The organism is Pseudomonas sp. REB1044 (assembly GCF_038813925.1).
In the GTDB taxonomy this organism is placed as follows: Bacteria; Pseudomonadota; Gammaproteobacteria; order Pseudomonadales; family Pseudomonadaceae; genus Aquipseudomonas; species Aquipseudomonas boreofloridensis.
Genome location: NZ_CP046139.1, coordinates 96211 through 122161, shown reverse-complemented (window position 1 = coordinate 122161; position 25951 = coordinate 96211). Strand labels below are relative to the sequence as shown.

Annotated in this window: 26 protein-coding genes and 3 pseudogenes; 18 read left to right on the top strand and 11 right to left on the bottom strand. The window is 64.2% G+C overall.

From position 1 onward, the window contains the following. Positions 1-32 precede the first annotated feature (32 nt). The 3 genes and pseudogenes from GKC70_RS00605 to dadA form a co-directional block, all read right to left on the bottom strand. The gene (locus GKC70_RS00605) at positions 33-581 is read right to left on the bottom strand and encodes a cupin domain-containing protein (protein WP_039581939.1); all 549 of its coding nucleotides are present in this window, start codon (positions 579-581) and stop codon (positions 33-35) included. Positions 582-687: 106 nt separating this feature from the next. Next, a pseudogene (gene alr, locus GKC70_RS00600) lies at positions 688-1760 on the bottom strand (alanine racemase). 95 nt (positions 1761-1855) lie between these two features. Continuing rightward, positions 1856-3157: a D-amino acid dehydrogenase gene (gene dadA / locus GKC70_RS00595; RefSeq protein ID WP_342650141.1), complete on the bottom strand. Its 1302-nt coding sequence runs from the start codon at positions 3155-3157 to the stop codon at positions 1856-1858. 154 nt (positions 3158-3311) lie between these two features. Here dadA and dadR point away from each other — a divergent pair, with 154 nt between their 5' ends. Then, positions 3312-3800 (top strand): transcriptional regulator DadR, encoded by a 489-nt coding sequence (gene dadR, locus GKC70_RS00590; RefSeq protein WP_039581953.1) that lies wholly within the window; start codon positions 3312-3314, stop codon positions 3798-3800. Between the two features lie 3 nt (positions 3801-3803). On the opposite strand, the gene GKC70_RS00585 is transcribed toward dadR, so the two are convergent. After that, a complete protein-coding gene (locus GKC70_RS00585) occupies positions 3804-4154 on the bottom strand; it encodes a YkgJ family cysteine cluster protein (protein WP_342650140.1) in 351 nt (116 codons plus the stop codon). A 101-nt stretch (positions 4155-4255) separates the two neighbouring features. Here GKC70_RS00585 and GKC70_RS00580 point away from each other — a divergent pair, with 101 nt between their 5' ends. After that, positions 4256-5548: an FAD-binding oxidoreductase gene (locus GKC70_RS00580; RefSeq protein WP_342650139.1), complete on the top strand. Its 1293-nt coding sequence runs from the start codon at positions 4256-4258 to the stop codon at positions 5546-5548. Here the strand turns inward: GKC70_RS00580 and GKC70_RS00575 are convergent, their stop codons facing one another. After that, positions 5549-5779 carry a DUF1127 domain-containing protein gene (locus GKC70_RS00575; RefSeq protein ID WP_039581959.1) on the bottom strand — a complete coding sequence of 77 codons (231 nt, stop codon included), beginning with the start codon at positions 5777-5779 and terminating at the stop codon, positions 5549-5551. A 175-nt stretch (positions 5780-5954) separates the two neighbouring features. Between GKC70_RS00575 and GKC70_RS00570 the strand changes: the two genes are divergently transcribed. Both GKC70_RS00570 and GKC70_RS00565 read left to right on the top strand, forming a co-directional pair. Then, complete coding sequence (locus tag GKC70_RS00570; protein WP_342650138.1) at positions 5955-7385, top strand: PLP-dependent aminotransferase family protein; 1431 nt, start codon at positions 5955-5957, stop codon at positions 7383-7385. Between the two features lie 60 nt (positions 7386-7445). Then, on the top strand, positions 7446-9005 hold the full coding sequence (locus GKC70_RS00565; RefSeq protein WP_295484126.1) for a phospholipase D family protein: 1560 nt from the start codon (positions 7446-7448) through the stop codon (positions 9003-9005). Between the two features lie 4 nt (positions 9006-9009). On the opposite strand, the gene GKC70_RS00560 is transcribed toward GKC70_RS00565, so the two are convergent. Continuing rightward, the gene (locus tag GKC70_RS00560; protein ID WP_342650137.1) at positions 9010-10149 is read right to left on the bottom strand and encodes an MFS transporter; all 1140 of its coding nucleotides are present in this window, start codon (positions 10147-10149) and stop codon (positions 9010-9012) included. A gap of 85 nt (positions 10150-10234) precedes the next feature. Beyond that, positions 10235-11727, bottom strand: a pseudogene (locus GKC70_RS00555) (aldehyde dehydrogenase). Positions 11728-11939: 212 nt separating this feature from the next. Here GKC70_RS00555 and GKC70_RS00550 point away from each other — a divergent pair. From GKC70_RS00550 to GKC70_RS00535, 4 genes are all read left to right on the top strand, one after another. Next, complete coding sequence (locus GKC70_RS00550) at positions 11940-12299, top strand: cupin domain-containing protein (protein ID WP_342650136.1); 360 nt, start codon at positions 11940-11942, stop codon at positions 12297-12299. Positions 12300-12388: 89 nt separating this feature from the next. Continuing rightward, complete coding sequence (locus GKC70_RS00545; protein ID WP_052192148.1) at positions 12389-12640, top strand: I78 family peptidase inhibitor; 252 nt, start codon at positions 12389-12391, stop codon at positions 12638-12640. 171 nt (positions 12641-12811) lie between these two features. Beyond that, a complete protein-coding gene (locus GKC70_RS00540; RefSeq protein WP_342650135.1) occupies positions 12812-13015 on the top strand; it encodes a hypothetical protein in 204 nt (67 codons plus the stop codon). A gap of 135 nt (positions 13016-13150) precedes the next feature. Further along, a complete protein-coding gene (locus GKC70_RS00535) occupies positions 13151-13354 on the top strand; it encodes a hypothetical protein (RefSeq protein WP_317872170.1) in 204 nt (67 codons plus the stop codon). 74 nt (positions 13355-13428) lie between these two features. Here the strand turns inward: GKC70_RS00535 and rpmG are convergent, their stop codons facing one another. Together rpmG and rpmB are read right to left on the bottom strand one after the other, a co-directional pair. Then, a complete protein-coding gene (gene rpmG, locus GKC70_RS00530) occupies positions 13429-13584 on the bottom strand; it encodes a 50S ribosomal protein L33 (protein WP_003253507.1) in 156 nt (51 codons plus the stop codon). 10 nt (positions 13585-13594) lie between these two features. After that, the gene (gene rpmB, locus GKC70_RS00525) at positions 13595-13831 is read right to left on the bottom strand and encodes a 50S ribosomal protein L28 (RefSeq protein WP_003258972.1); all 237 of its coding nucleotides are present in this window, start codon (positions 13829-13831) and stop codon (positions 13595-13597) included. Positions 13832-14199: 368 nt separating this feature from the next. Here rpmB and GKC70_RS00520 point away from each other — a divergent pair, with 368 nt between their 5' ends. Continuing rightward, positions 14200-15789, top strand: a complete 1590-nt coding sequence (locus GKC70_RS00520) for an ABC transporter substrate-binding protein (RefSeq protein WP_342650134.1) — start codon at positions 14200-14202, stop codon at positions 15787-15789. Between the two features lie 67 nt (positions 15790-15856). Here GKC70_RS00520 and radC read toward each other — a convergent pair. Beyond that, positions 15857-16525: pseudogene (radC, locus tag GKC70_RS00515) on the bottom strand (DNA repair protein RadC); the annotation flags it as partial. Positions 16526-16654: 129 nt separating this feature from the next. On the opposite strand from radC, the gene coaBC reads away from it, so the two are divergent. The 7 genes from coaBC (at position 16655) to GKC70_RS00480 (ending at position 22670) form a co-directional block, all read left to right on the top strand. Next, the gene (gene coaBC / locus GKC70_RS00510) at positions 16655-17866 is read left to right on the top strand and encodes a bifunctional phosphopantothenoylcysteine decarboxylase/phosphopantothenate--cysteine ligase CoaBC (protein WP_317872230.1); all 1212 of its coding nucleotides are present in this window, start codon (positions 16655-16657) and stop codon (positions 17864-17866) included. Positions 17867-17871: 5 nt separating this feature from the next. Next, on the top strand, positions 17872-18327 hold the full coding sequence (dut, locus tag GKC70_RS00505; RefSeq protein WP_029613175.1) for a dUTP diphosphatase: 456 nt from the start codon (positions 17872-17874) through the stop codon (positions 18325-18327). 103 nt (positions 18328-18430) lie between these two features. After that, positions 18431-19828 (top strand): phosphomannomutase/phosphoglucomutase, encoded by a 1398-nt coding sequence (locus tag GKC70_RS00500; protein ID WP_342650133.1) that lies wholly within the window; start codon positions 18431-18433, stop codon positions 19826-19828. A gap of 22 nt (positions 19829-19850) precedes the next feature. Beyond that, complete coding sequence (argB, locus tag GKC70_RS00495; RefSeq protein WP_029613177.1) at positions 19851-20756, top strand: acetylglutamate kinase; 906 nt, start codon at positions 19851-19853, stop codon at positions 20754-20756. Positions 20757-20915: 159 nt separating this feature from the next. Further along, the gene (locus GKC70_RS00490; protein ID WP_342650132.1) at positions 20916-21596 is read left to right on the top strand and encodes a CsgG/HfaB family protein; all 681 of its coding nucleotides are present in this window, start codon (positions 20916-20918) and stop codon (positions 21594-21596) included. Positions 21597-21645: 49 nt separating this feature from the next. Continuing rightward, on the top strand, positions 21646-22014 hold the full coding sequence (locus GKC70_RS00485) for a DUF4810 domain-containing protein (protein WP_342650131.1): 369 nt from the start codon (positions 21646-21648) through the stop codon (positions 22012-22014). Positions 22015-22034: 20 nt separating this feature from the next. Then, positions 22035-22670 (top strand): DUF799 domain-containing protein, encoded by a 636-nt coding sequence (locus GKC70_RS00480; RefSeq protein ID WP_039583310.1) that lies wholly within the window; start codon positions 22035-22037, stop codon positions 22668-22670. A gap of 72 nt (positions 22671-22742) precedes the next feature. Here GKC70_RS00480 and pyrE read toward each other — a convergent pair whose 3' ends face one another. Next, positions 22743-23384, bottom strand: coding sequence for an orotate phosphoribosyltransferase (gene pyrE, locus GKC70_RS00475; protein WP_029613181.1), 642 nt, complete (start codon positions 23382-23384; stop codon positions 22743-22745). 80 nt (positions 23385-23464) lie between these two features. Between pyrE and GKC70_RS00470 the strand changes: the two genes are divergently transcribed. Together GKC70_RS00470 and GKC70_RS00465 are read left to right on the top strand one after the other, a co-directional pair. Next, positions 23465-24244, top strand: coding sequence for an exodeoxyribonuclease III (locus GKC70_RS00470; RefSeq protein ID WP_039582003.1), 780 nt, complete (start codon positions 23465-23467; stop codon positions 24242-24244). A gap of 333 nt (positions 24245-24577) precedes the next feature. After that, positions 24578-25885: a CitMHS family transporter gene (locus GKC70_RS00465; RefSeq protein WP_039582006.1), complete on the top strand. Its 1308-nt coding sequence runs from the start codon at positions 24578-24580 to the stop codon at positions 25883-25885. The last annotated feature ends 66 nt before the right edge of the window (positions 25886-25951 follow it).

Genomic DNA, 25951 nt, shown 5'->3' with positions numbered 1-25951 from the left:
GGGGTATTGGCGACGCAATAGCCTGAGCTGGATCAAAAATTCGAGGGGGTGGCGGCGCTGATGAGCCGGGCGGGCTCGTCGAACGGATTGCGGAAACGGTGCGGGCGGGTGCTTTCGAAGTAGTAGCTGTCGCCGGCTTCGAGCAGGAAGGTTTCGGTGCCCACCACCAGCTCCAGGCGACCTTCGAGCAGGATGCCGGTCTCCTCGCCGTCGTGGGTGAGCATTTCTTCACCCGTGTCGGCGCCGGGCGGGTACACCTCGTTGAGAAAGGCGATGGCGCGGTTGGGGTGCGACTTGCCGACCAGCTTCATGGTCACCGCGCCGTCGGAAATGTCGATCAGCTCGTGGGCCTTGTAGACGATCTGCGTGGGACTTTCCGGCGCCAGTTCGACGGAGAAGAACTCCACCATCGACATGGGAATGCCGCTGAGCACCTTGCGCAGCGAGCTGATCGAGGGGCTCACGCTGTTTTTCTCGATCATCGAGATGGTGCTGTTGGTCACCCCCGCCCGTTTGGCGAGTTCGCGCTGGGACAGGCCCTTGAGCTTGCGGATGGCTTGCAGTCGTTCGCCAACGTCCAAAGCGTGGGTCTCCAGAAACGGTCGTGGGGAGGCAAAGTGTGAACGATATCATGGCAATGCCGTTCAGTATTTACAACACGACCGCGTCTCACCGCCGCGAACGACCTTATTGGCCCTGGTACTCCAGCGGCACCCGGCGCAGGTTGCAGAAAATCTGATAGGGGATGGTGCCCGCCTGCTGCGCCACATCGCTGGCCAACACCTGCTTGCCCCACAACTCCACCGGGCTGCCGACGGTCGCCTCAGGCACCTCGGTGAGGTCGACGCAGAGCATGTCCATCGACACCCGGCCGATCAGTTGCGTGCGCTTGCCCGCGACCACCACCGGCGTGCCGCTGGGGCATGTCGCGGATAGCCATCGGCATAGCCCATGGCGACCACGCCGACGCGGGTCGGGCGCGTGCTGGTGAACCGCGCGCCATAGCCCACCGGCTCACCGACGGGCAGCTCACGCACACTGATGATGCGCGATTGCAGGGTCATCACCGGCTGCAGGCGCGCCGCCTGGGCCTGCTCGACCTCGAAGGGCGAGGCGCCGTACAGCATGATGCCCGGTCGTACCCAGTCGCTCGGCGTGTTCGGCCACGCCAGCACGCCCGGGGAATTGCGCAGGCTGCACTCGGCGGTCAGGCCCTGGCGCGCGGCCTCGAAGGCGGCAACCTGCTGTTCGGTGGTCGCCGCGTCCAGTTCGTCGGCCCGAGAGAAATGGCTCATCAGCACGATGCGCGCCACTTTGCCGCTGGCCAGCAGACGCTGATAAGCCTCGTGGTAGTCCTTCGGGTGTAGGCCGACACGGTGCATGCCGCTGTCGAGCTTGAGCCAGATGTTCAATGGCTTGGGCACCGGATGCTGTTCGATGGCCTCGAGCTGCCACAGCGAATGGACCACGCACCACAGGTCATGCTCCGCGATCAGCGCCAGCTCGCTGGCCTCGAAGAACCCTTCGAGCAGCAGCACCGGCGCCTTGATGCCCGCGGCGCGCAGCTCCAGCGCCTCCTCGATGCAGGCCACGGCAAAGCCGTCGGCATCGGCCTCAAGGGCCAGGGCACAGCGCACCGCACCATGGCCGTAAGCATCGGCCTTGACCACGGCCAGGGCCTTGGCACCGGCCAGTTCACGGGCCAGACGGTAGTTGTGACGCAGCGCTTGGAGGTCGATCAGGGCACGGGCGGGGCGCATGGGGCAGCCTTCTGGTGGATCTGGTTATGGGCAGATGGGGCATTCATCGCGGTTGAGCCCGCGCCTACCGGGGCGGGCTCAACCGGTCATCGTCGTTACTGATGGGCCGACAGCGGACGGCCCTGCCGAGCGACCTCAGCGGCATGGCCATAGCGCGAGATGTCCAGACCTTCGGCACTGATCTGCGGCTTCTTGCGCGCGATCAGGTCGGCCAGCAGGCGACCGGAGCCACAGGCCATGGTCCAGCCCAAGGTGCCGTGACCGGTGTTCAGGTACAGGTTGCTCAGCGCGGTGGCGCCGACGATCGGCGTGCCATCCGGGGTAGCCGGGCGCAGGCCGGTCCAGAAACTGGCCTGGCTCAGGTCGCCGCCGCGAGGATAAAGGTCGTTGACGATCATCTCCAGCGTTTCGCGCCGACGCGGGTTCAGAGAGAGGTCGAAGCCGGCGATTTCAGCCATGCCGCCGACCCGGATACGGTTGTCGAAGCGGGTGACGGCGACCTTGTAGGTTTCGTCGAGGATGGTCGAAGTCGGCGCCATGGCCGCGTCGGTGATCGGCACGGTCAGCGAGTAGCCCTTGAGCGGGTACACCGGGGCCTTGATGCCCAGCGGCTTGAGCAACTGCGGCGAATAGCTGCCCAGCGCCAGGACATAGCGGTCAGCCGTTTCCAGCTTGCCGTCGATCCACACGCCGTTGAGTCGGTCGCCGGCCTGATCCAGGCGCTGGATGTTCTGCCCGAAGCGGAACTCGACACCCAGTTTCACGGCCATTTCCGCGAGTTGGGTGGTGAACAGCTGGCAGTCGCCGGTCTGGTCGTTGGGCAGGCGCAGGGCACCGGCCAGCAGGTGCTTGGCCCCTGCCAGGGCGGGTTCGACCCGGGCGATGGCGTCGCGGTCGAGCAATTCGTAGGGCACGCCGGACTGTTCGAGCACGGCGATGTCCTTGGCCGCGGCATCCACCTGGGCCTGGGTGCGGAACAACTGGGTGGTGCCCAGGGTGCGGCTTTCGTAGGCGATGCCGGTTTCGGCGCGCAGTTCGTCGAGGCAGTCGCGGCTGTATTCGGACAGTCGCACCATGCGCTCCTTGTTCACCGCATAACGGCTGGCGGTGCAGTTGCGCAGCATCTGCGCCATCCACAGGTACTGATCGACATCGCCGGTGAGCTTGATGGCCAGCGGGGCGTGCCGCTCGAGCAGCCATTTGATGGCCTTGAGCGGAACGCCCGGTGCAGCCCAGGGCGAGGCGTAGCCGGGCGAGATCTGGCCTGCGTTGGCGAAGCTGGTTTCCATGGCCACCGCCGGCTGGCGATCGACCACCGTGACCTCGAAACCTTGCCGGGCCAGGTAGTAGGCACTGGCGGTACCGATCACACCGCTACCAAGTACCAGAACTCGCATCGTCTATCCCTCATGCGCGGCGCACCGCTGTGTTGTTCGAAATGGCATGGATGCGCGCAGTATAAGAATCTCAGGCCAGTGCATTTCACTATATAAGCGCCTATATTTGGCGAGAATTCTCGGCACGAACGCCTTAGACGGAGGGGCATCCCCTATGAGAACCCAGCACCAGAGCAAGCGGGAACTGGACAAGATCGACCGCAACATCTTGCGCATCCTGCAAAGCGACGGGCGCATCTCGTTCACCGAACTGGGCGAGAAAGTCGGGCTGTCCACCACGCCCTGCACCGAGCGCGTGCGCCGTCTGGAACGCGAGGGGATCATCATGGGCTACAACGCCCGGCTCAACCCGCAGCACCTGAAGGGCAGCCTGCTGGTGTTCGTCGAGATCAGCCTGGACTACAAGTCGGGCGATACCTTCGAGGAGTTCCGCCGCGCCGTGCTCAAGCTGCCCCATGTGCTGGAATGCCACCTGGTTTCCGGCGACTTCGATTACCTGGTCAAAGCACGCATCTCGGAGATGGCGTCGTACCGCAAGCTGCTCGGCGACATCCTGCTCAAGCTGCCCCATGTGCGGGAATCGAAAAGCTACATCGTGATGGAGGAGGTGAAGGAGAGCCTCTGCCTGCCGATTCCGGACTGACCCTCAGACCAGCACCTGGCGGGTACTGGCGATGTAACCATGAATCAGTTGCTCGGCCTGCGGCTCGATCGGCGTCTGCGGCCCGCGACCGCGCGGACAGGCCAGGCGCGGGGTGGTGCCGAACAAGCGGCAGATCAGCGGACGCTCTGCATAGACAGTGCAACCTTGAGGACCGAGGTGCACGCAATCCAGGCGCTGCAAGGCAGCCTCCTGCTCGGCCGCGGTCTTGCGCGGCAGACGCGCCATCTCCGCGCTGGAGGTGGTGACCGGACCGCAGCAGTCGTGGCAGCCGGGCTCGCATTCGAACGAGGGGATGAGTTCGCGCAGGAACTGGATCTTGTGGGCGCAGGTCATGGTCGGCGTGTCATTGAGAGGCCGGGCATTATAGGGCCATTGCCGCCCCCGCGCGCCCCGCTTATCCTCGCAGCTTTTCGCCCAGCCCCAGGAACCCGGCCATGATCCACAGCGCCCAGCACGCTGCCTCCTACTATGCCGCCAGCCGCCTGCCGCAACCGGACTACCCGTGCCTGGAAGGCGAGCACAGCGCCGACGTGTGCATCGTCGGCGGCGGCTACTCAGGGCTCAATACCGCCATCGAACTGGCCGAACGCGGCTTCTCGGTGGTCCTGCTCGAGGCCCGGCGCATCGGCTGGGGCGCCAGCGGGCGCAATGGCGGGCAGTTGATTCGCGGCGTGGGCCACGACGTCGAGCAGTTCCTGCCGGTCATCGGCGCAGACGGCGTACGCAGCCTCAAGCTGATGGGCCTGGAAGCCGTGCAGATTGCCCGCGAACGTATCGAGCAGCATGCCATCGCCTGCGACCTGACCTGGGGCTACAGCGACCTCGCCTACAAGCCGGCCGAGCTCGACGGGTTCGCCGCCGACGCCGATGAGTTGCGCAGCCTGGGCTACCGCCACGAGGTGCGCGTGGTGCCCGCATCGCAGATCCGCAGCGTGGTCAATTCGGCCTGCTTCGTCGGCGGCCTGGTGGACATGGGCTCAGGCCACGTGCACCCGCTGAACCTGGCCATCGGCGAGGCGGCCGTCGCGGCGCGCCTGGACGTGAAGCTGCATGAAGGCTCCGAGGTGACCCGCATCGACTACGGCCCGCAAGTGCAGGTGCACACGGCGCGCGGCCGGGTGCGCGCCAACACCCTGGTGCTGTGCACCAACGCCTATCACAACGACCTGAACCGCGAACTGGGCGGCAAGGTGCTGCCCGCCGGCAGCTACATCATCGCCACCGAGCCGCTGGGCGAGGCCCGCGCTCGCGATTTGCTGCCACAGAACATGGCGGTGTGCGACCAACGCGTGGCGCTGGACTACTTCCGTCTGTCCGCCGACCACCGCTTGCTGTTCGGCGGCGCCTGCCACTATTCCGGGCGTGACCCCAAGGACATCGCCGCCTACATGGGCCCGAAGATGCTCAAGGTGTTCCCGCAACTGGCCGGGGTGCGTATCGACTACCAATGGGGCGGCATGATCGGCATCGGCGCCAATCGCCTGCCGCAGATCGGTCGCCTGCCCGAGCAGCCCAATGTGTACTACGCCCAGGCCTATTCGGGTCACGGCCTCAACGCCACGCACCTGGCCGGACGGTTACTCGGCGAAGCCATCGGCGGTCAGCACAGCGGCCGCTTCGACCTGTTCGCCCAGGTGCCCCATGCCACCTTCCCGGGCGGCAAGTTGCTGCGCTCGCCGCTGCTGGCCTTGGGCATGCTCTGGTACCGGCTCAAGGAACTGCTCTGATCAACCGCGCCAGAATGGCTTGCAGCCTTCTTCCCAGGCCTGCTCGCGGCTCAGACCGATGTCCAGCAACTGCTGGTCGCTGAGTTCGCGCAACAGCTTGCGCGACTGCCAGCGGTGCAGCATCAATCTCCATGAGCCAAGGTCTACCGGAGCGCAGGACAGCCTTGAGGGCTGTCCTGCTGCACATTCGTCGGCCTGCAGCCTCAATCGCACATCGCTCATTCCGGTCATCGCCGCTTCTCCTTGTGATCGAAACCTGGTGCTAGCATGCGCTGGCGGGTTAGCGACGATACAGATCCAAACAAATCTTATTATTCCAATACAGAACTGGCGCAGCCGCAGCTGAATGGCGTATTTTCAGCCGATCTGTATGGTCGCGCCGATTAGCCTGCGCAGGAGTATGCCTGTGAACCTGTACATGAACTTGGCCGAGCTGCTCGGCGCGCGTATCGAACAGGGCCTGTACCGCCCCGGCGAGCGCTTGCCCTCGGTGCGGGCGTTAAGCCTGGAGCACGGGGTCAGCCTGAGCACGGTGCAGCAGGCCTATCGGCAGTTGGAAGATGCGGGCCTGGTATCGCCACGGCCCAAATCAGGTTATTTCGTGGCCGAGCACCTGAGCGTGCCGGCGCTCCCGGCGATCAGCCGCCCGGCGCAGCGACCGGTGGATATCTCGCAATGGGAGCAGGTGCTGGACCTGGTTCGCGCCAACCCTCGGCCCGACGTGATCCAGCTCGGGCGCGGCATGCCGGACATCGAAAGCCCCACCCTCAAACCACTGCTGCGCAGCCTCGCCCAGCTCAGCCGGCGCCTGGACATGCCGGGGCTGTACTACGACAACATCCACGGCAACCTGGGCCTGCGCGAACAGATCGCGCGCCTGGCGCTGGACTCCGGTTGCACCCTGGCAGCGGGCGACCTGGTGGTCACCACGGGCTGCCATGAGGCGCTGTCGACCAGCATCCGCGCGGTGTGCGAGCCCGGCGACATCGTCGCGGTGGATTCGCCAAGCTTCCACGGCGCCATGCAGACCCTCAAAGGGTTCGGCATGAAGGCGCTGGAGATTCCCACCGATCCAGTCACCGGCATCAGCCTGGAGGCCCTGGAATTGGCGCTGGAACAATGGCCGATCAAGCTCATCCAGATCACGCCCAACTGCAACAACCCGCTGGGCTACATCATGCCCGAGGCGCGCAAGAAGGCGCTGCTCACCCTGGCCCAGCGCTATGACGTGGCGATCATCGAGGACGATGTGTACGGCGACCTGGCCTATACCTACCCGCGTCCGCGCACGCTCAAGTCGTTCGACGAGGACGGGCGCGTGCTGCTGTGCAGTTCGTTTTCCAAGACCCTCGCCCCTGGCCTGCGGGTCGGCTGGGTGGCGCCGGGGCGCTACCTGGAGCGGGTGCTGCACATGAAGTACATCAGCACCGGCAGCACGGCCTGCCAGCCGCAACTGGCAATCGCCGACTTCATCGCCGAGGGCCATTACCAGCCGCATTTGCGGCGGGTGCGTGCGCAGTATCAGCGTGCCCGCGACCAGATGAGCGACTGGGTCACCCGCTATTTCCCACCCGGCACCCGCGCCAGTCGGCCCCAAGGGGGATTCATGCTGTGGGTCGAGCTGCCGGAGCGTTTCGATACCTTGCGTCTGAACCGCGCCTTGCTCGATCAAGGCGTGCAGATCGCCGTGGGCAGCATCTTCTCGGCCTCGGGCAAGTACCGGCATTGCCTGCGCATGAATTTTGCCGCACGGGCCACGCCGCAGATCGAGGCGGCCGTGCGCAAGGTCGGTGAAACCGCGTGCCGGCTACTGGCGCAGGACGACAACGGCGGGTAACTTTGCACGACCTTGCATGGTCCAAGGTTTTCACGTGACCCGTCGCACAGGACGATCCCCTTGAGTCTCCAGCGAGCCTTGCCCCTGCTGCTGGCGCTGCTGCTCGGCCTGCAGGGCTGCGCCAGCGTCGATACCCCGCGCGATGTCAGCCAGGCGCTGCCTGCCGCCGACTCCGCCTTCGGCCGCTCGGTGCAGCGCCAGGCCGCGCCCTACGAGGGGCGCTCCGGCTTTCGCCTGCTGCCCAACAGCAGCGAGGCGTTTCGGGCCCGCGCCGAACTGATCCGCCATGCCCAGACCAGCATCGACCTGCAGTACTACATCGTCCACGACGGGCTCAGCACCCGCGCCCTGGTCCACGAACTGCTGCGTGCCGCCGACCGCGGCGTGCGCGTGCGCATCCTGCTCGACGACACCACCAGCGATGGCCTGGACAGCCTGATCGCCACCCTGGACGCCCACCCGCGCATCCAGATCCGCCTGTTCAATCCGCTGCACCTTGGCCGCAGTACGGGCCTGACCCGCACACTCGGACGGCTGTTCAACCTGTCGCTGCAACACCGGCGCATGCACAACAAACTGTTCTTGGTCGACAACAGCATGGCCATCGTCGGCGGCCGTAACCTGGGCGATGAGTACTTCGATGCCGAGCCCAACCTCAACTTCACCGACATCGACCTGCTCGGCGTCGGTCCGGTGGCCGAACAGCTCGGACACAGCTTCGACCAGTACTGGAACAGCGCCTTGAGCCGGCCGATCGGTGATTTTCTCTGGCGCACCCCGGACGCCGACGACCTGCACAGCAGCCGGCAACGGCTGGAGGTCTGGCTGGCGCAGGCGCGGGAGAAGCACCCGGCACTGTACGACCGCCTGATGGCCTACCAGACCGAACCGCGCCTGGACACCTGGCGCAACGAGCTGATCTGGGCCCACAGCCAAGCGCTATGGGATGCGCCGAGCAAGGTGCTGTCCAGCGGCGACCCCGATCCGCACCTGCTGATGAGCCAGCAGTTGGCGCCGGACCTGGAGCGCGTGCACCGTGAACTGATCCTGGTGTCGGCCTACTTCGTGCCCGGCGAGCCGGGCCTGCTGTACCTCACCGGCCGTGCCGACGCCGGCGCCTCGGTGAAGCTGCTGACCAACTCGCTGGAGGCCACCGACGTGCCGGCCGTGCATGGCGGCTATGCGCCCTACCGGCGCGCGCTGCTGGAGCATGGGGTGGAGCTGTTCGAACTGCGCCGCCAACCTGGCGATCCGAGTGCCGTACGCGGCGCGCTGAGCTTCAAGGGGCAGTCGGATTCGAGCCTGCACAGCAAGGCCATGGTCTTCGACCGGCAGAAGACCTTCATCGGCTCGTTCAACTTCGACCCGCGCTCGGTGCTGTGGAACACCGAAGTGGGAGTGTTGGTCGACAGCCCGGAGCTGGCCGAGTACACCCGCGAGCTCGCCGAACAGGGCATGGCCCCGGCGCTGAGCTACCAGCCCAAGCTGGTTGACGGAAAGATGGTCTGGGTGACCGAGGACAACGGCCAGGTGCACACCCTGACCGAAGAGCCGGGCGACCTGTGGCGACGCTTCAACGCGTGGGTAGCCCAGGCGGTGGGACTGGAGCGAATGCTCTAGTCCCTCACAGCGCGGCCGGCTCGAACGCCCCCGCTCGCCGGGTCAACAACACCAGCCCCGCCGCACCGGCCGCCATCAGCCACAACAGCGCATGGCCGCTGACCCACTGGCTGCCCGCCCCGGCCAGCAGCGGCCCGAGCAGGCAACCGATGCCCCACAACTGCGCCACGTGGGCATTGGCGCGCACCAGCGCGTCGTCACGATAGCGCTCGCCGATGAGGATCAGCGACAGGGTGAACAGCCCTCCGGCGCTGGCGCCGAATAGCACCCAAAGCGGCCAGATCGCGGGGCTATGCAGCAGCAGCGGAATCGCCAGGCTAGACCCCATCAGGCTCACGGCGCAGCCGCTGAACAGAGCCTGCCGGGACATGCGGTCGGCTAACGCGCCAATCGGCAGTTGCAGCACCGCGTCGCCGACCACCACGGTGCTGACCATGAACAGCGCCACTTCGGCGGTGAAGCCCTGCTGCAGCACGTAGACCGGCAGCAGCGTGAGAATCATCGCCTCGAAGGCGGCGAACAGGGCGATGGCCCAGGCGATCACTGGCAGGCGCCGACAGAAAGCCAACAGATCGCGAAGGGTCACGCTGCACGCTTCGGTAGACGGCGCGCCCGTGCGGCCAAACAGCAGCAATGGCGACAGCAGCAGCAGACCGGTGGCCGCCCAGAAGCCGAAGTCGTCATCCGAGCCGAGCACGCCCAACACCAGCGGCCCGGCCAGTTGGCTCAGGGCATAGCTGCTGCCGTAGAGCGCGACCAGACGACCGCGCCACTGCTCGACCACCAACTGGTTGATCCAGCTCTCGCCGAGGATGAACACCACCGTCAGCGAGGTGCCGATCAGCAAGCGCAGCGCCAGCCACAACGCATAGCTGGGCAGCAGCGCCAGCAGGCCGATCGACAGCGCCCCGCCCCACAGGCACAGACGCATCGCCGCCGGAACACCGAGCCAGCCAGCCAGACGACTGGCCAGGCTGGCGCCGAGCAGCACGCCGATGGCCGGCATCGCCGCCATCACACCAATAGCGAAACTGCCGTAGCCCCAGCCTTCCAGGCGCAGGGACACCAGCGGCATGCTCACGCCGAGGGCGAGGCCGACACTGAGCACCGAGGCCAGCACGGCAAAATAGGTGGCCCAACGCATCGGCCTTCTCCTGAACGAAATGCACAAGGCCCACTCGCGGGTCAATCACCGAAGCGATTGACCCGCGAGTGGGCCATTGGGGAGGTTACAGCTTGATCCAGGTCGCTTTCAGTTCGGTGTACTTTTCCAGCGCATGCAGCGACTTGTCGCGGCCGTTGCCAGACTGCTTGAAGCCACCGAACGGCGCGGTCATGTCGCCGCCGTCGTACTGATTCACCCAGACGCTGCCAGCGCGCACGGCACGAGCGGTCTTGTGCGCCTTGGACAGGTCGGCGGTCCAGATGCCAGCGGCCAGGCCGTAAGGCGTGTCGTTGGCGATGGCCACGGCCTCTTCGGCGCTGTCGAAGGCGATCACCGACAGTACCGGGCCGAAGATCTCTTCCTGGGCGATCTTCATGGCATTGGTCACGCCGTCGAAGATGGTCGGCTCGACATAGGTACCACCGGTTTCCTCAAGGATGCGCTTGCCGCCGGCCAGCAGCGTGGCGCCGTCCTGATGACCGGCGTCGATGTACGACAGCACGGTGTTCATCTGCTGGGTGTCGACCAGCGCGCCTACCGTGGTGGCCGGGTCCAGCGGGTTGCCGGGCTTCCAGGCCTTGAGCGCCTCGACCACCATCGGCAGGAAGGTGTCCTTGATCGAGCGCTCGACCAGCAGGCGCGAACCGGCGGTGCAGACCTCGCCCTGGTTGAAGGCGATGGCGCTGGCGGCAGCCTGGGCGGCGGCGTGCAGATCAGGCGCGTCGGCGAAGACGATGTTCGGGCTCTTGCCACCGGCTTCGAGCCAGATGCGCTTCATGTTCGACTCGCCGGCATACACCATCAGTTGTTTGGCGATGCGCGTGGAGCCGGTGAACACCAGGGTGTCCACGTCCATGTGCAGGGCCAGGGCCTTGCCGACCGTGTGGCCATAGCCTGGCAGCACGTTCAGTACACCCGCCGGGATACCGGCCTCGATGGCCAACTGGGCGATGCGGATGGCAGTCAGCGGCGATTTCTCGGAAGGCTTGAGCACTACCGAGTTGCCGGTGGCCAGCGCCGGGCCGAGTTTCCAGCAGGCCATCATCAGGGGGAAGTTCCACGGCACGATGGCACCGACCACACCCACCGGCTCGCGGGTGACCAAGCCGAGCTGATCATGGGGGTTGGGGCCACTTCGTCGTAGACCTTGTCGATGGCCTCGGCGGTCCAGTGGATGGCGTTGGCTGCGCCGGGGATGTCGATGCTGGAGGAGTCGCTGATCGGCTTGCCCATGTCCAGGGTTTCCAGCAGCGCCAGTTCCTCGACATGCTGGCGCAGCAGGCCGGCGAAACGGATGAGCGTGGCCTTGCGCTTGGCCGGCGGCAGTTGCGACCAGACACCCGAAGCGAAGGTGGCGCGGGCATTTTCTACTGCGCGGTTGGCATCGGCCTGGTCGCAACTGGCAACCTTGGCCAGGAAGCGCCCGTCGACCGGGCTCAGGCACTCGAAAGTATCGCCGGAGGCGGCGTCGGTATAGTGGCCGTCGATGAAGGCGCGGCCTTCGATCTTCAGTTGCTGGGCACGTTGTTCCCAATCCGCACGCGTCAAGGTGGTCATACGAAACTCCTCCTCTTGTTGAAGTGCAGCCCCGTACCGAGGACTCACGGGCACTGTCGGATATGCTGGCCGGGCGCCGAGCGCACACGGGCATCCGACACCCTAAACCAGGCCTGACAAACTATCAATATATTTGACACTAAAGGCAAAAATGCCTACTGATGTGCATTTTATTAAACAATCAACGTGTTGAACCACAAAGGGTATCCAGCATGAGCATCGACCGCATCATCGATTTCGCCCAAACCCTGACCGAGGCCGAGCGCTACCGCCCAGCGGCGGAAAAGATCCTCAAGGGTGATCCTGACCAGGCCGTGTACAAATACTATTCCAGTCCTTGTGGGCAATTCGCGGCGGGCGTCTGGGAAGGTGAGCTGGGGCAGTGGACGGTGAACTACACCGAGCACGAATACTGCGAGATCGTCCAGGGCGTATCGGTGCTGCGCGATGAAGACGGAAACGCCAAGACCCTGCGCGCGAGTGATCGCTTCGTCATTCCGGCCGGCTTCAAGGGCACCTGGGAGGTGCTGGAGCCGTGCCGCAAGATTTATGTGATGTTCGAGCAACGCTGATCGCTTGGGCAGGATTATCTACCGCCGCCATACAACCGCCGAGGGTGAACATGGGCGTGTCCAATCCGGACCATTAAGGAGGGCCACCCATGTCCATCGAAAAGACCACCGGCCAAGCCATCGAAACCTGCGGCACCGCCATGACTGACACCCAAGTCAACGAAGCCATGCAGAGCTTGATCGGCAAGACCTATACCGACGCGATCCGTGACGAGCTGAAACAGACCACTGGCCGTCCGGTCACCGGGCCAGCCGACATCGTCACCCGTGAGCTGAATCCTCAGCGCATCAACCTGCGTACCGACGCGCAGGGTGTGATCAGCGGTGTCGACTTCGGTTGACCCCACTGGCCGAACGTTCAGGACCGCTTCCATCGGAAGCGGTTTTTTTTCGCCTGACAGGTAGTTCGCGGCTACTGTGCGCGTTGCAATCCTTAATTACCGCTCGGCCAAGATGCCGCCACCTGAACATAGCGGTGTCCACTATCGGACAGCAGATCAGGAGTACGCAGCATGACCACCGACATTCTCGGCCCGGTTCGCCATATCATCGGCTCGCGATACGTGGAAACCGTGCAGGCCTATGCGCTCGAACTGACCGGCTTGAAGGCTGTGAGGATCGTAAAAGGCGATGCAGACCTGCGCGATTACCACCCAGATCAACTGCGCATCTACGTGGATGACAGTGGCGTCATCACGAACCTGGCCAATGCCTGAAGTCTGGCGCTGTCGAAAACCGCTTCCCTACCGAAGCGGTTTTTTTTTGCACCTAGATATCTACAGCGTCTCGGCCCACAGGATGATCGACCATCGTTCGGCCTCGACTGGAGGCTTATCGAAAAGGACGCGATCATGGACAGCCAACAAGCGACACACGCTCTGCAGCACCTGCTGGGCACCCGTTTCGTACCCAGCGCAGTGAGCTACATGAAGGAACTGGCCGGCGTGAGCAATGCTGAGCAGGTCGGTGAAGTCATCACGCTGCAAGCGCGCCATGACGTCGTGCTGTACAGCGTCGAAGACGGCAACATCACCTTCGTTGCAGCCCACGTCTAAGCCTGCCAAGCATCACCTGGCATAAAAAAACCCGCCTTCTTGCGAAGGCGGGTTTTTTTCAGGTCGCCGATCAATTACTTGATCTTGGCTTCCTTGTACACCACGTGCTTGCGAACGACCGGATCGTATTTCTTGATCTCGATCTTGTCCGGGGTGGTGCGCTTGTTCTTGTCGGTGGTGTAGAAGTGGCCAGTGCCAGCACTCGAAACCAGACGGATCAATTCACGCATGACGTTCTCCTTAGAACTTTTCGCCGCGAGCGCGCAGCTCGGCCAGCACTACGTCGATACCACGCTTGTCAATGACGCGCATGCCTTTGGCGGAAACGCGCAGACGCACGAAACGCTTCTCGGACTCGACCCAGAAACGGTGATGCTGCAGGTTCGGCAGGAAACGACGACGGGTTTTGTTGTTTGCGTGGGAAATGTTATTCCCGGTTACCGGACCCTTACCGGTAACTTGACAGACTCTCGACATGCCTCAGCCCTCTAAAACCACATGCCCAACCCGGCATGGGTTGGCCGCTTAATCTCTCAGTCTATGGCGCCAAGGCGCCGTGTTTCTGGGGGTCTTATCGAACCGGCTCGAATGAGCGACAGACCGAGCCCCTAGAAAAGAGCGCTGCTTTATACCAGAAAGGGTCGACCACAACAACAGAAGATGCACATTCCAGGCGGGTCGATTGCGCCGGGCCAGCATAGCGACAAGGCTTGCGCGCTGTCGACCGCTCGTCGCCGCGCGGCGCAAAAATCCGGTAGCCATTTGCCAAGCGGCACTCTAGGGTTAGAGCTTTCCGCTTCCAGACTGCACTGGCAGATGGGCCACTGACCAGCCGAGGATCCCGCATGCGCGTCGCCGCCCTTTCCGTTCTGTTCACTTCCCTGTTCGTCGCGGGCCTGGCCCAGGCAGCGCCGCTGTCGGTGTGCACCGAGGCCAGCCCCGAAGGTTTCGATGTGGTCCAGTACAACTCGCTGACCACCACCAATGCCTCGGCCGATGTGCTGATGAATCGCTTGGTCGAGTTCGACGCTGGCCAAGGCAAGGTGATGCCGAGCCTGGCACAAGCCTGGACCGTGTCCGACGATGGCCTGACCTACGATTTCACCCTGCGCGACGGCGTGAAATTCCACAGCACCGACTACTTCAAGCCTACCCGCACGCTGAACGCCGACGACGTGCTGTTCAGCTTCCAGCGCATGCTCTACCCCGCCCATGCCTGGCACAAGACCGCACCCGGCGGTTATCCGCATGCCCAGTCGCTGCAGTTGGGCAGCCTGATCAAGTCGATCGAGGCGCCTGACCCGCAGCATGTACGCTTCGTCCTGAGCCACCCCGACGCCACGTTCCTGGCCACGCTGAGCATGGGCTTCGCTTCGATCTACTCCGCCGAATATGCCGACAAGCTACTCAAGGCCGGCACGCCCGAGAAGCTCAATAGCCAGCCCATCGGCACCGGCCCGTTCGTCTTCCAGCGCTTCCAGAAGGACGCCCTGGTGCGTTATCGCGCCAACCCCGACTATTTCGACGGCAAGCCTGCGGTCGACCCGCTGGTGTTCGCCATCACCACCGACGCGAACGTGCGCCTGCAGAAGCTCAAGCGCAACGAATGCCAGGTAGCCCTGTCGCCCAAGCCGCTGGACATCGCCGAAGCCGCGAAGAACGACAATCTGAAGGTATCCTCCACCCCGGCCTTCATGACCGCCTTCGTGGCGATCAACAGCGAGCACCCGCCGCTGGACAAACCCGAAGTGCGCCAGGCGATCAACCTCGCCTTCGACAAGCCGGCCTACCTCAAGGCGGTGTTCGAAGGCACCGCCGCCGCCGCCAACGGCCCCTACCCGCCCACCACCTGGAGCTACGCCAAGGACCTGCCCGGCTACGCGCTGGACCTGAAGAAGGCCAAGGCGCTGCTGGTCAAGGCCGGCCTGCCCGACGGCTTCAGCACCACGATCTGGACCCGCCCGTCAGGCAGCCTGCTCAACCCCAACCCGAGCCTCGGCGCCCAGATGCTCCAGGCCGACCTGGCGAAAGTCGGCATCAAGGCCGAGATCCGCGTGATCGAATGGGGCGAACTGATCCGCCGCGCCAAGGCCGGCGAGCACGACCTGCTGTTCATGGGCTGGGCGGGTGACAACGGCGACCCGGACAACTTCCTCAGCCCGCAATTCTCGTGCGCCGCGGTCAAGTCCGGGACCAACTTCGCGCGGTTCTGCGACAACCGTCTCGACCAGTTGATCAATGCAGGGCGTACCACCAACGACCAGAGCGTGCGCAGCCGGCTGTACCAGCAGGCACAGACGCTGATCCAGCAGCAGGCACTGTGGCTGCCACTGGCACATCCGAAAGCCTCGACTTTGCTCAGCAATAGCGTGAAGGGATATCAGGTGAGCCCGTTCGGGCGGGTGGACTTCAGCAAGGTGTCGGTGGAGCGCTGACTGGCATTCGGTGTCGGCCTTTTCGCCGCTGCGATTTACCCGCGGAAAGGCCGGCACTACCCCCGAACCATCCCTGCTCGACCATCGACAACGGCTCGCCATCGCCGACGATCACATGATCGAGCACACGCACATCGATCAGCGCCAGTGCTTGCTTCAACGTGCGGGTCAGATGCACGTCGTCCTGGCTGGGCTCGCTGTTGCCCGACGGGTGGTTGTGACAGATGATCAACGCCGCCGCGTTATGCATTAGCGACCGGCGCACCACCTCACGCGGATAGATGCTTGCCCGGTCTATCGTGCCGCGAAACAGAATCTCGAACGCCACGGGCCGGTGCCGGGTGTCCAGGAACAGGCAGCCGAACACCTCGCAGCGTTCATGGCGCAGCATCGACTTCAGGTAGCGCCGCACCGCCGCGGGGCTTTCCAGCGCCGGCGCGCGTTCGATGGTTTCGTCCAGGTAGCGTCGTCCGATCTCCAGCAGTGCCTGCAATTGCGCGTACTTCACCGGCCCGATGCCCGGCTCGCGCAGCAGCGCGGCGCGGTCGGCCTCGAGAAATGCCCGCAACCCGCCAAAGCGCTTGAGCAGGCTACGCGCCAAGTCGACCACATTGCGCCCGGCAACGCCCGAGCCCAACAGCACTGCCAACAACTCCCCATCCGACAGCACTTGCGCCCCACGCGCCAGCAATTTCTCCCTCGGCCGCTCGTCCAGCGGCCATTCCCTGATGTTCATACCCCTCCTTGCGTTGTACTGCGGCGCCTTCAAGCCCTGTGTTAATCTAGTTCGCCTCGTTGAATGCGACGTTCTGCCGCAGGCATGTTCAAACGTCGTCGCCCGCTTTCACTGGAAAAAGGCAAGCCTATGCAGCGGCTGTATCGCAAGCGCATCGTTCTCGGCGTGGGTGGCGGCATTGCCGCCTACAAGAGCGCCGAGCTGATTCGCCGACTTCTGGAACACGGCGCGCAGGTGCGCGTCGTCATGACCCGCGGCGGGGCCGAGTTCATCACTCCGCTGACCCTGCAGGCGCTCTCCGGTCATCCGGTGCACATGGATCTGCTCGACCCTGCCGCCGAAGCGGCCATGGGGCATATCGAACTGGCCAAGTGGGCCGACCTGGTACTCATCGCCCCGGCCACCGCCGACCTCATGGCGCGCCTGGCCCAAGGCATGGCCGACGACCTGCTGACCACCCTGGTGCTGGCCACCGACGCAACCGTCGCCGTGGCGCCGGCCATGAACCAGGCCATGTGGCGCGACCCGGCCACCCAGGACAACCTGGCGCTGCTCGAGCGCCGTGGCATCCAGGTGTTCGGTCCGGCCTCCGGCAGCCAGGCCTGCGGCGACGTGGGCCTGGGCCGCATGCTCGAAGCCACCGACCTGGCCTGGTGTGCCGCCGAAACCTTCAAGCGCCAGTCGCTGACCGGCAAGCACGTGTTGATCACCGCCGGCCCCACCCAGGAAAACATCGATCCGGTGCGCTACATCACCAATCATAGTTCCGGAAAGATGGGCTTCGCCCTGGCCGAGGCGGCCGTCGAAGCGGGGGCTCGGGTGACCCTCGTCACCGGCCCCGTGCACCTGCCGACCCCCGACCGAGTCACCCGTATCGACGTGGTGAGCGCGCGGGACATGCTCGCCGCCTGCGAAGCGGCGATGCCCTGCGACCTGTTCATCGCCTCGGCGGCGGTCGCGGACTACCGCCCGGAAGTGGTTGCCCCGCAGAAGCTCAAGAAAGACCCTACGAGCGGCGACGGCATGCTGCTGCAGATGGTGCGTAATCCGGATATCCTTGCCACCCTCGCCGGCCGGGCCGACCGTCCATTCAGCGTCGGCTTCGCCGCCGAGACCGAACACCTGCTCGATTACGCCACGCGCAAGCTCAAGGACAAGAATCTCGACCTGATCGTCGCCAATGATGTGGCCAACCCCAGCATCGGCTTCAACAGCGAAGAGAACGCCTTGACAGTGATCGACCGCCAGCAGCACCAGACCCTCTTCGCGCAAACCAGCAAGGGCAAAATCGCCCGGCAACTGGTCGCCTTCATCGCCGAACGGCTCAATCAGGTTCAATGAGTTACATGCACGCTCTTCAAGCCAAGATCCTCGACCCACGCCTGGGTACCGAATTTCCCCTGCCGCAGTACGCCACGCCCGGTTCCGCCGGTCTGGACCTGCGCGCCCTGCTCACCGAGGACACCGTCCTCGAACCCGGTCAGACCCTGTTGATTCCCACCGGCCTGTCGATCTACATCGGCGATCCGGGCCTGGCAGCGATGATCCTGCCGCGCTCCGGTCTGGGCCACAAACACGGCGTGGTACTGGGCAACCTGGTGGGTCTGATCGACTCGGACTACCAAGGCGAACTGATGGTCTCGTGCTGGAACCGGGGCAACACCGCATTCACCATCAGCGTCGGCGAGCGCATTGCCCAACTGATCCTGGTGCCCGTGGTGCAGGCGCATTTCGACATCGTCGAGGCCTTCGACGAAACCCAGCGCGGCAGCGGCGGTTTCGGTCACTCCGGTACCCGCTGAAACGACCACCGGGGCCATGGATGGCGAACTCTTGGGTCCAACGACCGTCCAAGCGTTCTGTTTGCGCCTACCCAGAAGCCTCAGACCCTTGGAGTCCCCTGAGATGAACGATATGGCCCAGCTGGTTCCCGCACTGCCGGACAGCATTTTCCGCGCCTATGACATCCGCGGCATCGTCGGCAAGACGCTGCACGCCGAGACCGCCTACTGGATCGGCCGCGCCATCGGCGCCCAGACCCTCGCCCAGGGCGAGCCGAAGATTTCCGTAGGCCGCGACGGCCGCTTGTCCGGCCCGATGCTGGTCGAGCAACTGATCCAGGGCCTGGCCGATGCCGGCTGCCAGGTCAGCGACGTGGGCCTGGTGCCCACCCCCGCGCTGTACTTCGCCGCCAACGTGCTGGCCGGCACCTCCGGCGTGATGCTCACCGGCAGCCACAATCCCTCGGACTACAACGGCTTCAAGATCGTCATCGCCGGCGACACCTTGGCCAATGAACAGATCCAGGCCCTGCTGACCCGCCTGAAAACCAACGACCTGACCCGCGCAGAGGGCAGCGTCGAACGCGTCGAGATCCTCGAGCGCTATTTCCAGCAGATCGTCGAGGACGTGAAGCTGGCCAAGCCGCTCAAGGTGGTGGTCGACTGCGGCAACGGCGCGGCGGGCGTGATCGCCCCGCGCCTGATCGAGGCCCTGGGCTGCGACGTGATCCCGCTGTTCTGTGAGGTCGACGGCCACTTCCCCAACCATCACCCGGACCCGGGCAAGCCCGAAAACCTCGAAGACCTGATCGCCAAGGTGCGCGAAACCGATGCCGACCTGGGCCTGGCCTTCGACGGTGACGGTGACCGCGTCGGCGTGGTGACCAACACCGGCAGCATCGTCTACCCCGACCGCCTGCTGATGCTGTTCGCCCAGGACGTGCTGTCGCGCAACCCCGGCGCCGAGATCATCTTCGACGTCAAATGCACCCGCCGCCTCACCCCGCTGATCGAGCAGCACGGCGGTCGCGCCCTGATGTGGAAGACCGGTCATTCGTTGATCAAGAAGAAGATGAAACTGACCGGCTCGCTGCTGGCCGGCGAGATGAGCGGGCACATCTTCATCAAGGAACGCTGGTACGGTTTCGACGACGGTATCTACAGCGCCGCACGCCTGCTGGAAATCCTCAGCAAGGCCGAGCAGTCTGCCGAAGACCTGTTCGCCGCGTTCCCGAACGATATTTCCACGCCGGAAATCAACATCGATGTGACCGACGAGGGTAAATTCAGCATCATTGATGCACTGCAACGCGACGCCGACTGGGGCGCGGCCGAACTCACCACCATCGACGGTGTGCGGGTCGACTATCCCCACGGCTGGGGCCTGGTTCGCGCCTCCAACACCACGCCGGTGCTGGTGCTGCGCTTCGAGGCCGACAGCGAGACAGAACTGAACCGAATCAAGGCTGTATTCCGTGAGCAGTTGCACAAGGTCGAGCCTGGCCTGCACCTGCCGTTCTGACGTTCACATACTGGAGCCCTGCATGACCCTCGATCGCGACGCCGCTTCCCATGTAGCCGAGGTTTTGTCCGAAGCGCTGCCCTACATCCGCCGCTTCGTCGGCAAGACCCTGGTGATCAAGTACGGCGGCAACGCGATGGAGAGCGAAGAGCTCAAGACCGGCTTCGCCCGGGACATCGTGCTGATGAAGGCGGTGGGCATCAACCCGGTGGTGGTGCATGGCGGCGGCCCGCAGATCGGCGATCTGCTCAAGCGCCTGTCGATCGAGAGCCACTTCATCGACGGCATGCGCGTCACCGACTCGGCGACTATGGATGTGGTGGAGATGGTGCTGGGCGGTCAGGTGAACAAGGACATCGTCAACCTGATCAACCGTCACGGCGGCAGCGCTATCGGCCTGACGGGCAAGGACGCCGAGCTGATCCGTGCGAAGAAGCTCACCGTCAGCCGCCAGACCCCGGAAATGACCACACCCGAGATCATCGACATCGGTCATGTCGGCGAAGTGGTCGGGGTCAACACCGAGCTACTGAACATGCTGGTACGCGGCGACTTCATCCCGGTGATCGCGCCGATCGGCGTGGGCGCCAACGGTGAGTCGTACAACATCAACGCCGACCTGGTGGCGGGCAAGGTGGCCGAGGCGCTGAAAGCCGAGAAGCTGATGCTGCTGACCAACATTGCCGGCCTGATGGACAAGCAGGGCCAGGTGCTCACTGGCCTGACCACCGAGCAAGTCAACGAACTGATCGCCGACGGCACCATCTACGGCGGCATGCTGCCGAAGATCAAGTGCGCACTCGAGGCGGTGCAGGGCGGCGTCAACAGCTCGCACATCATCGACGGTCGCGTACCGAACGCGGTGCTGCTGGAGATCTTCACCGACAGCGGCGTCGGCACCCTCATCACCAACCGCAAACGCGCCTGACAGCGTCGTAGCAAGACTTCGCGGGACCGTCCGTGCCTTCGGCAATGGACGGTCCCGCGATGCACTTCACGTTTCTCAACTTTCCCTCCAGACGGCCGAAACAACGTGGCAGAATGCACGCCCGTTGCAAAAAGTTACCGTTCATCTGGAGAAACTCGCGTGAACTACGCATCACAAGGACTCGTGCTGGCCGCCGCCATCGCCCTCGGGTCCATCGCCGGCTGCGCTACCGAAACCTCCACTGCCGTGGCCGTTCAACAGGTCGAGAGCGTCAACCGCCCCTACAGCGGCGTGCGCACCCCGATCGCCGTCGGCAAGTTCGACAACCGTTCGAGCTACATGCGCGGCATCTTCTCCGATGGCGTCGACCGCCTCGGCGGCCAGGCCAAGACCATCCTCATCACCCACCTCCAGCAAACCCACCGGTTCAACGTACTGGACCGCGACAACATGGGTGAGATCCAGCAGGAAGCGCAGATCAAGGGCCAGAGCCAGCGCCTGAAGGGCGCCGATTTCGTGGTCACCGGCGATGTCACCGAGTTCGGCCGCAAGGAAGTGGGCGATCACCAGCTGTTCGGCATTCTCGGCCGCGGCAAGACCCAGATCGCCTACGCCAAGGTGGCGCTGAACATCGTCAACATCAGCACCTCCGAAGTGGTGTATTCCAGCCAGGGCGCCGGCGAATACGCGCTGTCGAACCGCGAAGTCATCGGCTTTGGCGGCACCGCCAGCTACGACTCCACCCTCAACGGCAAGGTCCTGGACCTGGCCATGCGCGAGGCGGTGAACAAGCTGGTCAGCGCCGTGGACAGTGGCCAGTGGAAGCCACAGGCCCAGTAATCGACGCCCGACGTTTCGACGCCCGTAACACGACAAGGAAAGCACGTACATGAGTATCACCCGCTCGGCCTGGCGCACTGGCGCCAGCCTTCTGCTGGCCAGCGCCCTGCTGGCCGGCTGCAATACGCCAAAACCGCTGTATCAATGGGAAAGCTACCAGCCCCAGGTGCGCGAGTACTTCAACGACCAGTCCAAGGAAGAACAGGTCATCGCCCTGGAGCGCGATCTGGAGAAGATCAAGGCCAAGAACGGCGCGGTGCCGCCGGGCTATCACGCGCAGTTGGGTCTGCTCTACTCGAGCCTGGGCAAGGATGACCAGATGATCCAGGAATTCCGTACCGAGAAAGCGCTGTTCCCTGAGTCGGCGACCTACATGGACTTCCTGATGAAGAACGCCACGCAAGGAGCCAAGCCGTGATCAAGCGCCTTACCCAATGCTTGGTCGGCGCCTGCGTGCTGGCCCTGTTCGCCGGCTGCGCCGAGCGCAAGACCACCGACTACGCCGCCTTCAAGCAGAGCCGGCCGAAGTCGATCCTGATCGTGCCGCCACTGAACAACTCGCCGGACGTCAAGGCCAGCTACAGCATGCTGGCGCAGGTCACCTATCCGCTGGCCGAAGCGGGCTACTACGTGATGCCGGTGGCGCTGGTGGCCGAGACGTTCCGCCAGAACGGCATGACCACTCCGGCGGACATCCATGAGTTGCCGGCCGCCAAGCTGCGCGAGATCTTCGGCGCCGATGCCGGGCTGTACGTGACCGTCAGCGACTACGGCACCCGCTACATGGTGCTGAGCAGCGCAACCATCGTCACCGCCAGCGCCAAGCTGGTCGACCTGAAAACCGGCGCCACCCTGTGGACCGGCGCGGCGTCGGCCTCCAGCGAAGAAGGCCGGCAGAACCAGGGCGGGCTTGTCGGCATGCTGATCACCGCAGCGGTGAACCAGATCATCTCCAGCGTGCAGGACGACGCGGGCTATCCGATCGCCGGTATCACCAGCGCCCGGCTGCTGTCGCCGAACCCCAACGGCGGCATCCTGTACGGGCCGCGCTCGCCGAAGTACGGCACCGATTGAGCGACGAGCACTGCGTCGAAGCCATAAAAAAGGCGACCTACAAAGGTCGCCTTTTTTATGGACGATCGGCGCTCAGATCCCGTATTGCGCTCGATAGGCCTCGACCGCCGGCAGGTGCTGCTTGAGCTGCGGATCATCGGCCAGGAATTCCAGTACCTGGGTCAGGGATACGATGCTGACCACTGGCATGCCGAAGTCACGCTCCACTTCCTGGATGGCCGAGAGTTCGCCGTTACCACGCTCCTCGCGGTTCAGCGCGATGAGCACACCGGCGGCGCGCGCCTGCTGGGCCTGGATGATCTGCATGACTTCGCGGATCGCGGTGCCTGCGGTGATCACGTCGTCGATGATCAGCACCTCGCCCGCCAGGGGAGCGCCGACCAGGCTGCCGCCTTCGCCGTGGTCCTTGGCTTCCTTGCGGTTGAAGCACCAGGGCACGTCGATCTGATGATGCTCGGCCAGCGCCACCGCCGTGGCGGCGGCCAGCGGAATGCCTTTGTAGGCTGGACCGAACAGCACGTCGAAGGGGATCTTGCTGTCGACGATGGCCGCCGCATAGCAACGTCCCAGCTGGGCCAGGGCCGAGCCGCTGTTGAACAGACCGGCATTGAAGAAGTACGGGCTGGTACGCCCCGATTTCAGGGTGAATTCACCGAAGCGCAGCACGCCGCGATCGATGGCAAAACGGATGAAGTCGCGCTGATACGGCTGCATGAAAAGTCCCGGACACCACGGATTTAGCTAAATGAGTTGAGCTCGGGTATCATACACGCACGAGATTTTTGGGGCCATTTATGCGGATCATCAGTGTGAACGTAAATGGCATTCAGGCTGCGGCCGAGCGTGGTTTGCTCAGCTGGTTGCAAGCCCAGAATGCCGACGTCATCTGCCTTCAGGATACCCGCGCCTCGGCCTTTGAACTCGACGACCCAGCTTTCCAGCTCGATGGCTATTTCCTTTATGCCTGCGACGCGGAGGTGCCCGCCCATGGTGGCGTGGCGCTCTACTCGCGGATGCAGCCCAAGGCAGTCATCACCGGCCTGGGCTTCGAGACAGCCGACCGCTACGGACGTTACCTGCAGGCCGATTTCGACAAGGTCAGCATCGCCAGCCTGCTGATGCCTTCGGGCATGAACGGCGACGAAGACTTGAATCAGAAATTCAAGTTGATGGACGACTTCGCCAAGTACCTGGACAAGCAGCGCCGCAAGCGCCGCGAGTACATCTATTGCGGCTCGCTGTACGTGGCGCAGCAGAAGCTCGACATCAAGAACTGGCGCGACAGCCAGCAGTCGCCCGGCTTCCTGCCGCCCGAGCGCGCCTGGATGGACGCCATCATCGGCGAAATGGGCTACGTCGATGCCCTGCGCGAAGTCAGCCGCGAAGGTGATCAGTACAGCTGGTGGCCGGATAACGAACAGGCCGAGATGCTCAACCTGGGCTATCGCTTCGACTACCAGATCCTCACCCAGGGCCTGCGCCGCTGCGTACGTAACGCGCGCCTGCCACGCCAGCCGCGCTTCTCCCAGCATGCGCCGCTGATCGTCGACTACGACTGGACGCTGACCATCTGAACCCTGACGGGGCCTATCACCAGGCCCCGTTTTGTTTTACAGCCTCTGACCGGCCCTGCGCTTCGTCTTCCTCGACACCACCTCCTGTCGCCTTCATCGCCGCGAAAGCTGGCTGAAAGCTTTCGCCCCTAGGATAGCGCCACCACCGGCACAAAGACCGGTCAGCCAGGGTGCGCATCCACAGCACACCCGGCTCAATCAACAACAACAATGGTGATTCCGATGCTGTCCTGTGCCCGCCTCCCCGCAGTACCCCTCCCCGTATTCCACGCACTGCGCCCAATGCGCTGATCCGCCCGACACCTTTCGCCGCGCCACGCCTGGAGTACCGTCATGCTGACCTTCCTCGGCTTTGCCATGGTCATCACCTTCATGTACCTGATCATGACCAAGCGCCTGTCGGCCTTGATCGCGCTGATCCTGGTACCGATCCTGTTCGCCCTGTTCGGCGGCTTTTCCGCCAAGATCGGCCCCATGATGCTCGAGGGCATCAGCAAGCTCGCGCCCACCGGCGTGATGCTGATGTTCGCCATCCTCTACTTCGCTCTGATGATCGACTCCGGCCTGTTCGACCCGGCCGTGCGCAAGATCCTCAAGCTGGTCAAGGGCGACCCGCTGAAAGTCTCGGTCGGCACCGCCGTGCTGGCCCTGGTGGTCTCGCTCGACGGTGACGGCGCCACCACCTACATGATCTGCTGCGCCGCCATGTTGCCGCTGTACAGCCGCCTGGGCATGAGCCCGCGCATCATGGCCGGGCTGATCATTCTTGCGGGCGGGGTGATGAACATGACCCCTTGGGGCGGACCGACCGCCCGTGCCGCCAGCGCCCTGCACGTAGACCCTTCGGACATCTTCGTGCCGATGATCCCGGCCATGGCCTTCGGCGTACTGGCGATCCTCGCCATCGCCTACCTGTACGGCAAGCGCGAACGTGCGCGCCTGGGCGAGCTGCACCTGCCGACCGACGACATCGACCACAGCGAAATCAGCGTGTCGCAATTCCCCGAGGCGCGTCGGCCGAAGCTGATCTGGTTCAACGGCGCCCTTACCGTCGCGCTGATGGCCGCCCTGATCGCCGGCCTGCTGCCGCTGCCGGTGCTGTTCATGATCGCCTTCAGCATCGCCATGATCGTCAACTACCCGTGCCTGCAACAGCAGAAAGACCGCATCGCGGCCCACGCCGGCAGCGTGCTGGCGGTGACCGGATTGATCTTCGCTGCGGGCATCTTCACCGGCATCCTGTCCGGCACCGGCATGGTCGAGGCCATGTCCAAGAGTCTGCTGGCGGTGATTCCGGAGGCGCTCGGGCCCTACCTGGCGACGATCACCGCGATCGTCAGCATGCCGTTCACATTCTTCATGTCCAATGACGCCTTCTACTACGGTGTCCTGCCGGTGCTCGCCGAGGCCGCCAGCCACTACGGCATCAGCCCGGTGGAAATGGCCCGCGCCTCGATCGTTGGTCAGCCGGTGCACCTGCTCAGCCCGCTGGTGCCGTCCACGTATCTACTGGTGGCCCTGGCCGGCATCGAATTCGGCGATCACCAGCGCTTTACCCTCAAGTGGGCAGTGTTGGTGTGCCTGTGCATAATGCTCGCCGCCCTGCTCATGGGAGTTTTCCCGCTGTTCAGTAGTCTTTAATACAACTGCAGCACCCTACCGCGGCGGCCCTTTGGGGTCGTCGCCTTCACCGCTCGAAGGAATACA

Bases quoted from the DNA above. Each gene is read 5' to 3' on its own strand.
- GKC70_RS00540 (WP_342650135.1), top strand. From the start codon at position 12,812: ATGACCACCGACATTCTCGGCCCGGTTCGCCATATCATCGGCTCGCGA.
- dut (WP_029613175.1), top strand. From the start codon at position 17,872: ATGCACGCTCTTCAAGCCAAGATCCTCGACCCACGCCTGGGTACCGAA.
- GKC70_RS00545 (WP_052192148.1), top strand. From the start codon at position 12,389: ATGTCCATCGAAAAGACCACCGGCCAAGCCATCGAAACCTGCGGCACC.
- GKC70_RS00560 (WP_342650137.1), bottom strand. From the start codon at position 10,149: ATGCGTTGGGCCACCTATTTTGCCGTGCTGGCCTCGGTGCTCAGTGTC.
- GKC70_RS00470 (WP_039582003.1), top strand. From the start codon at position 23,465: ATGCGGATCATCAGTGTGAACGTAAATGGCATTCAGGCTGCGGCCGAG.
- GKC70_RS00580 (WP_342650139.1), top strand. From the start codon at position 4,256: ATGATCCACAGCGCCCAGCACGCTGCCTCCTACTATGCCGCCAGCCGC.
- GKC70_RS00575 (WP_039581959.1), bottom strand. From the start codon at position 5,779: ATGACCGGAATGAGCGATGTGCGATTGAGGCTGCAGGCCGACGAATGT.
- rpmB (WP_003258972.1), bottom strand. From the start codon at position 13,831: ATGTCGAGAGTCTGTCAAGTTACCGGTAAGGGTCCGGTAACCGGGAAT.
- pyrE (WP_029613181.1), bottom strand. From the start codon at position 23,384: ATGCAGCCGTATCAGCGCGACTTCATCCGTTTTGCCATCGATCGCGGC.
- GKC70_RS00535 (WP_317872170.1), top strand. From the start codon at position 13,151: ATGGACAGCCAACAAGCGACACACGCTCTGCAGCACCTGCTGGGCACC.
- GKC70_RS00500 (WP_342650133.1), top strand. From the start codon at position 18,431: ATGAACGATATGGCCCAGCTGGTTCCCGCACTGCCGGACAGCATTTTC.
- dadA (WP_342650141.1), bottom strand. From the start codon at position 3,157: ATGCGAGTTCTGGTACTTGGTAGCGGTGTGATCGGTACCGCCAGTGCC.
- rpmG (WP_003253507.1), bottom strand. From the start codon at position 13,584: ATGCGTGAATTGATCCGTCTGGTTTCGAGTGCTGGCACTGGCCACTTC.
- argB (WP_029613177.1), top strand. From the start codon at position 19,851: ATGACCCTCGATCGCGACGCCGCTTCCCATGTAGCCGAGGTTTTGTCC.
- GKC70_RS00520 (WP_342650134.1), top strand. From the start codon at position 14,200: ATGCGCGTCGCCGCCCTTTCCGTTCTGTTCACTTCCCTGTTCGTCGCG.
- GKC70_RS00550 (WP_342650136.1), top strand. From the start codon at position 11,940: ATGAGCATCGACCGCATCATCGATTTCGCCCAAACCCTGACCGAGGCC.
- coaBC (WP_317872230.1), top strand. From the start codon at position 16,655: ATGCAGCGGCTGTATCGCAAGCGCATCGTTCTCGGCGTGGGTGGCGGC.
- GKC70_RS00585 (WP_342650140.1), bottom strand. From the start codon at position 4,154: ATGACCTGCGCCCACAAGATCCAGTTCCTGCGCGAACTCATCCCCTCG.
- GKC70_RS00465 (WP_039582006.1), top strand. From the start codon at position 24,578: ATGCTGACCTTCCTCGGCTTTGCCATGGTCATCACCTTCATGTACCTG.
- dadR (WP_039581953.1), top strand. From the start codon at position 3,312: ATGAGAACCCAGCACCAGAGCAAGCGGGAACTGGACAAGATCGACCGC.
- GKC70_RS00485 (WP_342650131.1), top strand. From the start codon at position 21,646: ATGAGTATCACCCGCTCGGCCTGGCGCACTGGCGCCAGCCTTCTGCTG.